Origin of the sequence: Serratia sp. BNK-33-b, assembly GCF_048684565.1 — a bacterium.
Taxonomy (GTDB): Bacteria; Pseudomonadota; Gammaproteobacteria; order Enterobacterales; family Enterobacteriaceae; genus Serratia; species Serratia marcescens.
The window spans coordinates 1709600-1722051 of record NZ_JBLQTZ010000001.1; the positions used below are offsets into that span (position 1 = coordinate 1709600).

13 protein-coding genes are annotated in these 12452 nt (G+C 61.4%); 2 read left to right on the top strand and 11 right to left on the bottom strand.

Annotated features, from left to right (window positions below; all coding sequences use genetic code 11):
- The 7 genes from paaG to paaA are packed head-to-tail and all read right to left on the bottom strand — an operon-like array spanning position 1 to position 5171.
- On the bottom strand, positions 1–792 hold the full coding sequence (gene paaG, locus ACMGGK_RS08120; RefSeq protein ID WP_015378353.1) for a 2-(1,2-epoxy-1,2-dihydrophenyl)acetyl-CoA isomerase PaaG: 792 nt from the start codon (positions 790–792) through the stop codon (positions 1–3).
- 3 nt (positions 793–795) lie between these two features.
- Complete coding sequence (paaF, locus tag ACMGGK_RS08125) at positions 796–1569, bottom strand: 2,3-dehydroadipyl-CoA hydratase PaaF (RefSeq protein ID WP_115436216.1); 774 nt, start codon at positions 1567–1569, stop codon at positions 796–798.
- An 8-nt stretch (positions 1570–1577) separates the two neighbouring features.
- Positions 1578–2636: a 1,2-phenylacetyl-CoA epoxidase subunit PaaE gene (gene paaE, locus ACMGGK_RS08130; RefSeq protein ID WP_049300292.1), complete on the bottom strand. Its 1059-nt coding sequence runs from the start codon at positions 2634–2636 to the stop codon at positions 1578–1580.
- Between the two features lie 13 nt (positions 2637–2649).
- Complete coding sequence (paaD, locus tag ACMGGK_RS08135) at positions 2650–3147, bottom strand: 1,2-phenylacetyl-CoA epoxidase subunit PaaD (protein WP_060444593.1); 498 nt, start codon at positions 3145–3147, stop codon at positions 2650–2652.
- Between the two features lie 9 nt (positions 3148–3156).
- Entirely contained in the window at positions 3157–3915 is a 759-nt protein-coding gene (gene paaC, locus ACMGGK_RS08140; protein WP_016927195.1) for a 1,2-phenylacetyl-CoA epoxidase subunit PaaC, read from the bottom strand.
- A gap of 8 nt (positions 3916–3923) precedes the next feature.
- The gene (gene paaB / locus ACMGGK_RS08145) at positions 3924–4211 is read right to left on the bottom strand and encodes a 1,2-phenylacetyl-CoA epoxidase subunit PaaB (RefSeq protein ID WP_004935173.1); all 288 of its coding nucleotides are present in this window, start codon (positions 4209–4211) and stop codon (positions 3924–3926) included.
- A gap of 21 nt (positions 4212–4232) precedes the next feature.
- Complete coding sequence (paaA, locus tag ACMGGK_RS08150) at positions 4233–5171, bottom strand: 1,2-phenylacetyl-CoA epoxidase subunit PaaA (RefSeq protein ID WP_049300290.1); 939 nt, start codon at positions 5169–5171, stop codon at positions 4233–4235.
- A gap of 316 nt (positions 5172–5487) precedes the next feature.
- Here paaA and paaZ point away from each other — a divergent pair, with 316 nt between their 5' ends.
- On the top strand, positions 5488–7554 hold the full coding sequence (gene paaZ, locus ACMGGK_RS08155) for a phenylacetic acid degradation bifunctional protein PaaZ (RefSeq protein ID WP_016927196.1): 2067 nt from the start codon (positions 5488–5490) through the stop codon (positions 7552–7554).
- Between the two features lie 49 nt (positions 7555–7603).
- On the opposite strand, the gene ACMGGK_RS08160 is transcribed toward paaZ, so the two are convergent.
- Together ACMGGK_RS08160 and ACMGGK_RS08165 are read right to left on the bottom strand one after the other, a co-directional pair.
- Positions 7604–8497: a Kdo hydroxylase family protein gene (locus ACMGGK_RS08160; RefSeq protein WP_028128136.1), complete on the bottom strand. Its 894-nt coding sequence runs from the start codon at positions 8495–8497 to the stop codon at positions 7604–7606.
- A 479-nt stretch (positions 8498–8976) separates the two neighbouring features.
- Positions 8977–10530, bottom strand: coding sequence for a sensor domain-containing diguanylate cyclase (locus ACMGGK_RS08165; RefSeq protein WP_033639975.1), 1554 nt, complete (start codon positions 10528–10530; stop codon positions 8977–8979).
- Positions 10531–10690: 160 nt separating this feature from the next.
- Here ACMGGK_RS08165 and ACMGGK_RS08170 point away from each other — a divergent pair, with 160 nt between their 5' ends.
- Entirely contained in the window at positions 10691–10885 is a 195-nt protein-coding gene (locus tag ACMGGK_RS08170; RefSeq protein WP_016927199.1) for a hypothetical protein, read from the top strand.
- 15 nt (positions 10886–10900) lie between these two features.
- On the opposite strand, the gene yjdN is transcribed toward ACMGGK_RS08170, so the two are convergent.
- On the bottom strand, positions 10901–11320 hold the full coding sequence (gene yjdN, locus ACMGGK_RS08175) for a VOC family metalloprotein YjdN (protein ID WP_016927200.1): 420 nt from the start codon (positions 11318–11320) through the stop codon (positions 10901–10903).
- 176 nt (positions 11321–11496) lie between these two features.
- Positions 11497–12417, bottom strand: a complete 921-nt coding sequence (locus ACMGGK_RS08180) for a Kdo(2)-lipid IV(A) acyltransferase (protein WP_028128135.1) — start codon at positions 12415–12417, stop codon at positions 11497–11499.
- Positions 12418–12452 lie beyond the last annotated feature (35 nt).

Here is a 12452-nt window from a genome sequence, read left to right on the forward strand (position 1 = left end):
CTATTTCCCGCTGAAATTTGGCGTGCGTTTGGCGAAGAATGCGCTGACGCCTTCGCGATAGTCGTCGCTGCGGCCCCCCAATCGCTGCAGATCGCGTTCCAGATCGAGCTGTTGATCGAGGCTGTTGGTGGCCGAGCTGTAGATGGCTTTCTTGATTAGCCCCAAACCGTAGGTCGGCTGGGTGGCCAGATGGCGCGCCAGCGTTTGCGTGCGGTCGGCCAATTCATCCGCCGGCACCACCTGCCAGATCATGCCCCACTCCAGCGCCTGTTGAGCGCTGATTTTGTCACCCAGCAAGGCCATGCCCATCGCGCGGGCGTGGCCGGCCAGCCGCGGCAGGAACCAACTGCCGCCGGAATCAGGCACCAACCCCAGACGGCAGAACGACTGAATAAAGCCGGCGTTGTCGGCGGCGATGACGATATCGCACGCCAGGGCCAGCGCGGCGCCGGCGCCGGCCGCCACGCCGTTGACCGCGCACACCACCGGTTTGGGCAGGGCGGTCAGGCGGCGGATCAGGGGGTTGTAGAAGCGTTCGACCGACAGGCCGAGATCCGGCGCCTGTTGATCGGCGCTGACGTTGCGATCGTTGAGATCCTGCCCGGCGCAGAAACCGCGCCCGGCACCGGCGATCAGCAGGCAGCGCACGCTGTCGTCGCGCTCGGCTTGCGTCAGCGCTTCGCTCAGCTGGCGATGCATCTCGTCGTTAAAGCTGTTGAGCCGATCCGGCCGGTTGAGGGTCAGCGTCAACACGCCGGCGTCGAGATGGCTGAGAATCAATGCGTTATCCATAAATCAGCGCCCCTGATAGTTTGGCGTACGTTTTTCGAAAAAGGCGGCGATGCCTTCGCGGCGATCGTCGGTGGCGGCCAGGGTGACAAATTGCTGACGCTCCATCGCCAGCCCCTGGCTAAGGCCGATTTCCTCGGCCTGTTTCAGCGCCTGTTTGGCGGCGCGCAGCGCCAGCGGCGCCTGGCGGCTGATGCGATCGGCAATCTGCTGCGTGCGCTCCAGCGTCAGGGCATCGACACATACTTCGCTGATCAGGCCGGCCTGCAGCGCGGTGCGGGCGTCGATGGCTTCGCCGGTCAGCACCATCTGGCTGGCGCGCGCCTTGCCGACGCAGCGGATCAGACGCTGGGTGCCCCCGGCGCCCGGCATCAGGCCGAGGGTGATCTCCGGCAGGCCGAAGCGGGCGCTTTCGCCGCCGATGACGATGTCGCAGGCCAGCGCCAGCTCGCAGCCGGCGCCCAGGGCATAACCGTTCACCGCCGCCAGCAGCGGTTTGCTGAACTGCGTCAGCCGCTGCCACAGGTGCGGACGGCGATCCGCCAGCGTGGCCGGCAGATCCTGCTGTTGCAGTTCGCGCAGATCGGCGCCGGCGGCGAAGAAGCGCGCCGCGCCGGCGATCACCACGGCGCCCACGCCGCTGTCGGCGTCGGCCTGCTCCAGCCGGGCAACCAGCTGTTCCAGACACGGCGTGCTTAGGGCGTTACGCGCCTCCGGGCGATGCAGCGTCAGCGTGACCACGCGGTGTTGCTGCTGATGCAAAATAAAGGGGGTGTCCATCGCGGCTCCTAGACGTCGAAGTCCAACACCACGCCGTCGCCTTTCGGCCACGACTGGCAGCTCAATACATAGCCCGCCGCCAACTGATCCGGCTCCAGGCTGTAGTTGACGCCCATCTCCACCTGGCCGGCCTTGAGACGGCATTTGCAGGTGGCGCACACGCCGCCTTTGCAGGCGTAGGGCAGATCGGCGCCCTGGCGCAGCGCGGCATCGAGAATGCTGTCGTCCTGTTCGCCGACCTCGATATCCAACCGGCGGCCGTCGAGCAGGATCGCCACCCGGGTGGCGTTGCGATCGCCGCTGTGGCGCGGGCGGGTGACCAGGCCGCTGGTGTTGAAGCGTTCGCTGTGGATGTGATTGGCCGGTACGCCGGCCTGCTCCAGCACGGTCTGCGCGTCGTCCATCATCGATTCCGGCCCGCAGATAAAGGCGTGGTCATAGTCGCGGAAATCCAGCAGCGCGCCGCCGATCGCCGCCAGGCGTTCACGGTCTATGCGGCCGCTGAGCAGCGGGCTGTCGAGGCTCTCCTGGCTGAACAGGTACAGCGGCTGAAAACGCTGCGGGTAGCGGTTTTTCAGATCCGACAGCGCCTCTTTGAACATCATCGAACGGCTGTTGCGGTTGCCGTAGATCAGGGTGAAACTGCTGCCCGGTTCGAACTGCAGCGTTGCCTTGATGATCGACAGCATCGGTGTGATGCCGGAGCCGGCGGCGATCGCCAGGTAGTTGCCGTGGCGCTCCGCCTGCGGCTGATAGCCGAAGCGCCCCTGCGGCACCATCACTTCCAGCGCATCGCCGACTTTCAGCATGCGGTTGACGAAGCCGGAGAAACGGCCCTGATCAATCGCTTTTACGCCGATCTGCAGCAGGCCTTCCTGCGGCGAACTGCAGATGGAATAGCAACGCCGCAGTTCTTCGCCGTTGACTAGCGCCTTGAGCGTCAGGTGCTGGCCGGGGGTATAGCGGTATTGGTTTTGCAGCTCTTCGGGCACCCGCAGGGTGATGGCTACGGCGTCCGGCGTTTCGCGCTCGATGGCGGCGACGCTCAGGCGATGAAAGACCGTCATGGTGTCAGCGCTCCTATATGCATTTGAAATAGTCGAACGGTTCCCGGCAGTCGCAACAGCGGTACAGCGCTTTACAGGCGGTGGAGCCGAACTCGCTGATCTTCTCGCTGTGGGTGCTGCCGCAGCGTGGGCAGGCTACCGGGCCGTGGGCATGCGGCCGATCGCAGGTGTGGCCCTGCGGCGGCGCTACGCCGTATTGCCGCAGCCGCTCGCGGGCGTCGGCGTTCATCCAATCAGTGGTCCAGGCCGGGCTGAGACGGATGTCCACCTGCACCGGGCTGAAGCCGGCGGCCGTCAGCCGCTGCTCAATGGCGTTGAGCAGAAATTCGGTGGCCGGGCAGCCGGAATAGGTTGGGGTGAAGGTCACGCGCCAGCCGCTGCCGTCGCGGGCCACGTCGCGCACCATGCCCAAATCGGTGATGGACAGCACCGGCAGCTCGGGATCGCTGATCTGTTGCAGACAGTGCCAAATCTGCGGGATTTCAGCGGGTTGCAAACGAGTGACGTTCATCGCAGCCTCCTACCATTGGCCGTTTGGATAGGCGCGTTGCAGGAACTGCATCTCCGCCAGCAGCGGGCCGAGGTGTTCACTGTGTCGGCCTTGTTTGCCGCCGTGCCGGAACGCCTGCTCGGCGGGCAGCGTCAACGTCGCCTGGCGCAGCGTCTCCTCCACCTGCGCTTGCCAGGGAGCCTGCAGCTGGCGCGGATCGACGGCGATGCCCTGTTCCGCCAGCTCAAGCTCCAGCGCGTCGGCGTGGAACAGCTCGGCGGTGAAGCGCCACAGGTTATCCAGCGACTGCTGGATCTTGCGGTGGCTGATGTCGTTGCCGTCGCCGAGGCGGATCATCCAGCCGCGGCTGAAGCGCAGGTGGTAATCGGCCTCCTTCAATGACTTGGCGGCGATGGCGGCGATCTGCGCATCGCCGCTGCGGCTCAACGCCTGATGCAGCTGCACGTGGTAGACGTCGAGCAGGAACTGGCGCACCAACGTGTCGTTGAAACCGCCGTTCGGCTGTTCCGCCAGCAACAGGTTATGAAACTGGCGTTCGTCGCGGCCGAAGGCCAGGCTGTCTTCGCTGCAGGGCGGCCCGGCCAGTTCGGCGGCGTAGCTCAGGAAGTTGCGCGCCTGGCCGAGCAGATCGAGCCCGATGTTGGCCAACGCCAGATCGATTTCCAGCTCGGGCGCGTGGCCGCACCAGGCGCACAGACGCTGGGCGAGGATCAAAGGCGTGTCGCCCTGGCGGAGCAAATAGCTGATGCGCGGATCGTTAACCGTCATGGTCGCCTCTACATGTTCTTGATGCCGTCGGGAATGGTGTAAAACGTCGGATGACGGTAGATCTTGTCTTCGGACGGATCGAAGAAGGCGCCGCGGTCTTCCGGCTGCGAGGCGATCAGATGGCGGGATTGCACCACCCAAATCGAGCAGCCTTCATTACGGCGCGTGTAGGCGTCGCGGGCGTTTTCCAGCGCCATTTGGTCGTCGGCGGCGTGCAGGCTGCCGACGTGGCGATGCGCCAGCCCTTGTTTGCTGCGGATAAACACTTCATACAGCGGCCATTCAACGTGGCTCATGATCTCGGTTCCTTATGTTGGCTATGCGGCGGAAGCGGCGTTTTTCGCGGCGTGAGCCATGGCGCCGTCACGCACCCAGGCGCCGTCTTCCCAGGCGCGGCGTTTGGCCTGCAGGCGTTCGTGGTTACATTGGCCACGCCCTTTGATCACCTCATGCAGCTCGCTCCAGTCGATCTCGCCGAAGTGATAGTGGCCGGCGGCGGCATCCCAGTGCAGATCCGGATCCGGCGCCGTCATGCCCAGCGCTTCCAGCTGCGGTACGGTGTTGTCGACGAACTTCTGCCGCAGCTCATCGTTGCTGTGGCGTTTGATCTTCCACGCCATGCTCTGGGCGCTGTGGGGGGAGTCGGCGTCGCTCGGGCCGAACATCATCAGCACCGGCCACCAGAAGCGATCGATGGCGTCCTGCAGCATGGCGCGCTGCGTGTCGCTGCCGTTGGCCATCGCCATTACCGCCTCGTAGCCCTGGCGCTGGTGGAAGCTTTCCTCTTTGCAGATCTTCACCATCGCCCGCGCATAGGGGCCGTAGGACGCGCGGCACAGCGCCACCTGGTTGACGATGGCGGCGCCGTCGACCAGCCAGCCGATCACGCCGATATCCGCCCAGTTGAGCGTGGGGTAATTGAAGATAGAGGAGTACTTCATCTTGCCGTCGAGCATCTTTTGGTAGATGTCCTGGCGCGAACAGCCGAGGGTCTCGGCGGCGCTGTAGAGGTACAGACCGTGGCCGGCCTCATCCTGCACTTTGGCCAGCAGCACCGCCTTGCGGCGCAGCGTGGGGGCGCGCGTCAGCCAGTTGGCTTCCGGCAGCATGCCGATGACTTCCGAGTGGGCGTGTTGGCCGATTTGCCGAATCAGGTTCTGACGATAGGCGTCCGGCATCCAGTCTTTGGCCTCAATGGCGATATCCGCCGCGATCTTGTCGTCGAAATGCTGCTGATACTGTGCGTCAGTTGTCATGCTTGCCTCTTGGTGATTCGTATTTTTCACATTAAATATAAAAATGTGAATCACTTTAACTAACCATGAGGCTACAAACTGATAACAAAAAGATCAAACGAGATTTATGTGGTTTTGCGAGCTCACTCACAAGTGTTTGTGTTAATTCTTTGATTTTATTTAATAAATAAAAGCAATGACTCCGTATTAACGCCGGAAAATCGGCTTGAAAGCGCTTCTTGTTCTTTTTTTGTTAAAATTGAGTTTGGCGTCGACTGGCATTTATGTGATACGTAATTAAGCTGTATGGTGAAAATTTATGAATTCCGGAGGGCACATGCAGCAGTTACACAGTTATCTTTCTGGCGCCTGGGTGTACGGGCAGGGAGAGGCGCGCGAGATCCGTCACGCCGTGACCGGCGAAGCGTTGTACCAGGTCTGCTCCGACGGCCTGCCGTTAGCGGCGAGCCTGAGCTATGCGCGCAGCCACGGCGGCCCGGCGCTGGCGCACATGACATTCCAGCAGCGCGCCCAGATGCTGAAAGCGGTGGCGAAACACCTGCTGGCGCATAAAGAGGCGCTGTATCAGATTTCCTATCAAACCGGCGCGACGCGCGGCGACGGCTGGGTCGATATCGAAGGCGGCATCGCCACGCTGTTCGCCTATGCCGGCATGGCCGGCCGCGATCTGCCGGATGATACGCTGTGGCCGGAAGATGAGCTGATCCCGCTGTCGAAGCAGGCGCAGTTCGCCGCCCGCCACGTATTGACCTCGCGCCCCGGCGTGGCGCTGCATATCAACGCCTTCAACTTCCCTTGCTGGGGCATGCTGGAAAAACTGGCGCCGACCTGGCTGGCGGGCATGCCAGCCATCATCAAGCCGGCCACCGCCACCGCGCAACTGACGCAGGCGATGGTCAGGCTGATTGTCGACAGCGGGCTGGTGCCGGAAGGGGCGCTGCAGTTGGTATGCGGCGGCGTCGGCGACATGTTTGCGCACCTGGATTACCAGGATGCGGTGACCTTTACCGGCTCGGCGCAGACCGGGCAGCGGCTGCGGGCGCATCCGCGCCTGTTGGAAAAATCGATCGCGTTCACCATGGAGGCGGATTCGCTCAACTGCTGCGTGCTGGCGGAAGACGTGACGCCGGAGATGCCGGAATTTGCGCTGTTTATCAAAGAAGTGTGCCGTGAAATGACTGCCAAGGCGGGGCAGAAATGCACCGCGATCCGCCGCATCATCGTGCCGGCGGCGCAGGTGGCGGCGGTACGTCAGGCCTTGCTGCAGCGTCTGGCGGGAGTGACGGTGGGCGACCCGCAGTTGGAGCAGGTGCGCATGGGGGCGCTGGTCAGCCACGAGCAGCGTGATGATGTGCAAAGCAAGGTGGAGTTCCTGCTGCGCAACGGCTGCGAACCGCTGTGCGGCGCGTCGCTGGATAAGCTGGAAGTCATGGGCGACGGCGCGCGCGGCGGGGCGTTTTATCCGCCGACCCTGCTGTATTGCGCCGATCCGTTCACCCATCAGGCGGTGCACGGCACTGAGGCCTTCGGCCCGGTGGCGACGCTGATGCCGTATGCGGATACCGAGCAGGCGATCGCGTTGGCGTTGCTGGGGCAGGGCAGCCTGGCGGGATCGCTGGTGACCGCCGATCCGGCATTGGCCAAGCGATTCATTCGCGCGGCGGCGTGCGCCCATGGCCGCATGTTGATTTTGGATGAACAGGCGGCGGCGGAGTCCACCGGCCACGGTTCGCCGCTGCCGATGCTGGTGCACGGCGGCCCGGGGCGCGCCGGCGGCGGTGAAGAGCTGGGTGGACTGCGCGCGGTGAAGCACTATATGCAGCGCACGGCGATCCAGGGCAGCCCGGCGATGCTGGCGGCCATCGGCGGCGAATGGGTGCGCGGCGCGCCGGTCGCCGAACACCCGGTGCACCCGTTCCGGAAATACTTCGAGCAGCTGCAGCTGGGCGACAGCCTGTTGACCGCGCGCCGCACCGTGACCGAAGCGGATATCGTCAACTTCGCCTGCCTGAGCGGCGACCACTTTTACGCGCACATGGACAAGATCGGCGCTGCCGATTCGCTGTTCGGCGAGCGGGTGGCGCACGGTTACTTTGTGGTGTCCGCCGCGGCTGGGCTGTTTGTCGACGCCGCCGTCGGGCCGGTGATCGCCAACTATGGCATGGAGAATCTGCGCTTTATCGAACCGGTGAAGATCGGCGACACCATTCAGGTGCGGCTGACCTGCAAAAAGAAAATCCGCAAGCCGCAAAAAACCGCCGAAGATCGGCCGCACGGCGTGGTGGTGTGGGATGTTCAGGTGTTGAATCAGGAGCAGCAACCGGTGGCGCTGTACAGCATCCTGACGCTGGTGGCGCGCCAGCAAGGGGACTTCGAGGCATAATGCGCGTTTCGCCGCCGCCGCCGCCGGCATCCCGGCGGCGGCGAGTCATTCAGATCAGCGGCTGCCCGCGCAGCTGTTCCAACACTTTCAGCGGCGAACGCTGCGGATCCTGCATCTTGTTCACCGGCAACAGGAAGGTCTGTTCCAACATAAACTGGCCGCCCATCGCGGCGTGCGGCGTTTGATCCGAGAAGCAAATCCAGCTGCTGCCCGGCGGGAATTCCAGCGCCAGCTGCGGACCCCGTTGCTGATAATCACCGTCGGCCTTCATGGCGTCATGCAACTGCAGCATCAGGTGGTCATAATGGCTGCGCCGGGTTTTGGTGATGCGCACCTGGTGCTGCAGCCAGCTGCTGAAGGCGGAATAGCGCGCGAGGCGCGGCATAAAGCGTTGCGCAAGTTCAGGAAACGGCTCGCCGACGCGCCATTGGCGACGCTCGCCGTGCGGGTTGATGTTGGTGAAAATGCGCAGAATGCGTTCGCCGTAGTTCGGGCGCGACGGGAAAGCGTCAACGTGCAGGCGGCTGTCGTCTTTGCGCCAGGAACTGGTCGCCCGCCAGGCGGAAACCGGGTGCAAACGCAGGCTGCCGGTGGGGTGGTGCAGCGCCTCCTGATACTCGGGCAACAGCCCGGCGATCAGCTGGCGGCAAGATTGATAATAGCGCTCCAGCAGTTGCTGAACCTGTTGCCGGCGTTCCGCGACGGCGACGCCGCTCAGTTTGCCGGACAGCGGTTGATAGCTGATGTTTTTGCGCTTCGGATCGACCAACGTCGGATCCAGCAGCGGCATTTCCTGCTCAGATAGAGTGAAGGCCAGCTCGGGCAGAAACAGCACCTTGCCCTGTTCCAGTTCGCTGACCGCGCTGGATGCTTCCGCTGCCGCCCATTGTCGCAACGGCAGCGTCAGGACGGCCTGTTCACGCATAATATCGCCAGTAGGCATGAGATCTCCTCGCAAATCTATATCGCTTTATTCCCGCTTTCAGGTTGCCGCGTGGTTGGCTGCACTGGCTTGCGCCGTGGCTGGCTGGAGCGGCGTCAACAGGCCGCCCAATTGCAACGTGAAATTTGTGGGTTCTATTATGGATGTATCAGCAGGGCGCAGTGCGCCGAAGCGTGCGATGGCTTCCTGATATAGAGAATAGTCCTGATAAGAGTATCACCGGCAATACCAATGAAAAGTAAACGAGGGCTAAACGGAGCTACGTGTAGGCACGAATAATCAAAAATGGCACGAATTGTCTGCGGAATGGCGAGTTTTTTATCTCATTGAATTTTAATATAAATAAATATTGCGCTTATTATTGGCGTTATTTTATCCAGAGCGCAGGGTAAACCGGGGAAATAATGTTGCGGAGGGGAATTATTTCATTTGGGTTAGTAATAAATCGGGCCGCCAAATTTTGGTGGCCCGATTAATGATTAAGCGCCGTAAATGCAGTTTTTGCCTTTTTTCTTGGCCTGATACAACGCACTGTCCGCCTCATTGATAAAGCTGATCGGCGTATCGTTATACATATGCGGCACTTTGGCGCAGATACCGATGCTGATGGTGACGATGCCGTGCGGATTACCCTGATGCGGAATTTTCAGATCGCGCACCGCGTTGATGACGCGTTCGGCGAAAATCAGTGCGCCCTGGACGTCGGTATCCGGCAGGATAATCCCCATCTCTTCGCCGCCGTAACGCGCCAGAACGTCGTTGCTGCGGCACGCCAACCCTTTGAGCGTTTGGCCGATCTGCTGCAGGCATTGGTCACCGGCGACGTGGCCATAGCTGTCGTTGTACTGTTTGAAATAGTCGATATCCAGCATCAGCAGCGCCACGCTGCGGTAGTTGCGCGAAGCCCGCGCCAGCTCGTTCTTCAGCGCGATATCAAACTGGCGGCGGTTGGCCAGCCCGGTCAGGCCGTCCAGCAGCGCCAGCTCTTCGAGCATCTGGTTGATGCTGGTCAACTGATCGCGGGTACGCATCAGCTCAGCTTCGGTTTGCATGCTGTGCTTGATTTGCCGCAGCAGCACCATGCCCATCGCCAACAGGATCACCAGCAGCGAGAGGCCGCCGGCGGCGAACAGCCCGGCGTCGGTGCGCCAGTCCGCCAGCGCGTCGCGTTTCGACAGCCCGGCGGCGATCACCAGCGGAAAGCGGTTGACCCGCGAATAGCCGTAGATGCGCTCTACTTTATCGTACAGCGAGGTGATGGTGGCGTTACCGAATTCCGAATGCGGCAAAATTTCGCTGAACAGCACGCCCTTGGCGATGTTTTTACCGATCGACGCCGCCGAGTAAGGGCGGCGGTAAAGGATGGTGCCGTCCGCCAGCAGCAGGTTCAGTGAGGCGTCGGTGTTGAGGGCGAAGCTGTCGTAAAACTGGCGGAAATAATCGATGTACAACGTCGCCAGCACTACGCCGCCAAAGCTGCCGTCCGGGTTGTTGAAACGCCGCGAAACGGGAATGATCAGATCGCCGGTGGTGCGGCTGCGGATCACCTTGCCGATGTACAGGCCGCCGTCGTCGCGGTTTTGATGGTATATGAAGTAATCGCGATCGGCATTGTTGGCGTTCTTGATGAATTTGCCCGAGGAGGTCGCCAGCCAGCGGCCGCGCGCATCGTAGAGAAACAGCCCATGCAGCTGCGGCAGGTTGCCGACCTGCGTTTGCATCACCCGCTGCAGCCGGGTCAATTGCGAGGGCCCCAATCCGTCGTTCTGGAGACGTTCGGTCAGATCGAGCAGATTGCCGTCCACCTGCATGAAAGTATCGTCGGCATGCTGCGCCAGCGAGCGGGCGAGGTTGGCGGATTCATGCTCGGCGCTGCGCAGATCGCGCTGGTGTGCGTTCCAGATTTGCCAGCTGTTAAAGAGGATCAGCGTGGCGGCAACGATGATGACAAACACGCCGGCCTGAAATAATAATGGGGAGCTTTTAACGCTGCGCGCCGGCACGGCATCCTGTATGGGTTGCTGCTGAGTCATGTCACCCTTGTTGTGTGATTACTATTCAGTTTGAGTTAAGAGCAATCTTATATTTTATGCATAAATGCGCCAGACCTCTAGCCTTTAACGAGGCGATAAGGCGAAAGGTCGATCGCAGCCCGCATCAGCGGCGGTGTGAGCACCTCGGAGTGAAAGAGCAATGTCTGATTACATCATTATCGCTTTACTGACGCTGGCGGTGTATTACCCCCTTACGCTGGGAACGCTGGCGGTGATGATGTACTTCGCCTGGCGCCGCCGCCGGTCGCCCTATTGGCGGTTGGGATTGGCGCTGTTGGCGCTGCTGTTCGCGCTGTTCGCCAAAGCGGCGTATGACTGGCACCGCTACAGCTAGCGGCGCCATGCGGGGTTATTCGACGTTGATCATCCAGTTGACGCCGAATTTGTCGGTCAGCATGCCAAAACCTTTGGCCCAGAAGGTGGCTTGGTAAGGCATCGTCACCTGGCCGCCCTGCGCCAGATTGTCGAACAGTTTGCGTCCTTGTTCCGCATCGCTGGGGTTCAGCGACAGCGAGAAACCTTTGTGGGAAGCACCGCCGCTGTCATCTTGCGGACAGCCGTCGGAGGCCATCAGTACGCCGTCGCCGATCAGCAGGCGCGCATGCATGATCGCTTCAGGATTGACGTCCTCCGGCCCGCCTTGGCGGGCTTCTTCGGGCATGTCTTTGAAGCGCATGACCATTTCAATTTTGGCATTCAACTGCTGTACATAGAAGTTAATCGCTTGCTCACAGTTGCCGCTGAAGAACAAATAGGGTTGTACCAGCATGACATTGACCTCGGTTGTGGCCCGACAGGCAACGACCGGCCCTCGGGCGGGAAGAAATGATTGCTGGCGGCAATAATTGCCGTCGGTGACTTATTAGTGTAGTCCCCCTGACGTAGAATGCTCGTGCGAGGTGAGCGCCTTCGCCGCCGGTAGGACGGGCAAAGGCGCGAACGCGGTTAATACAGCGACGGCTCGCCGGGTGGGCGGGTTTTAAAGCGGCGGTGCAACCACATGTATTGATCGGGCGCCAGCAGCACCTGTTCTTCCACCACGCGGTTCATCATGGCCGCCGCGCGCGTTTCATCATCCAGCGGGAAGTCCGTCAACGGCGGCTGCACGATCAGCTCATAGCCCTGAGCGTTTGGCAGGCGGCGCGGCACGAAAGGCACGATCGACGGCCGCCCCATGCGCGCTAGGATAAAGGTGCCGGTGGTCGTGGCGGCATTTTCCACGGCGAAGAACGGTGTGAATACGCTACTTTGCGGCCCATAATCGTGATCCGGCGCGTACCACAGGATTTCGCCCTGTTTCAGGTTGCGGATCATGCCTTTGATATCTTTACGATCGATCATGAATTTATTCGAGCGCAGCCGGCCGCGGGTCTGTACCCATTCCATCAGCTTGTTGTTGTGCGGGCGGTGCACGCCGATGCCGGGGTTTTGCATGCCGAAAATGCGCGCGCCCAGTTCCAGCGTCAGGAAATGCAGACCGATCAGCAGAACGCCTTTGCCGTCCTGACGCGCCAACCGCATGTTTTCCATGCCGCTCACCTTGAACCAGCGGGCGATGCGCCAGTCGGGCCAGAACCAGGCCATGCCGACTTCGAACAGCCCCATGCCGACGGACTCAAAATTTTTGACGATCAGCGCCTCGCGCTCGGCGGCGGGCATCGCGGGGAAGCAGAGTTCTAAATTGCGGCGCGCTATTTTTACCCGGCGTTTCATTAGGCGCATGGCTATTCTGCCAAGGCCGTGTCCGAGCCGATAAATGAGCGGGTAGGGCAGTAATACCAAGAGATAGAGTATTCCCAGTCCTATCCACAACAACCAATAACGAGGGCGCAAGAATTCGCGCTCAAAGCGTTGGTTAGAAAGCATTTTTCCTGTTATTCCTTTTCTTTCCCAATGGGACC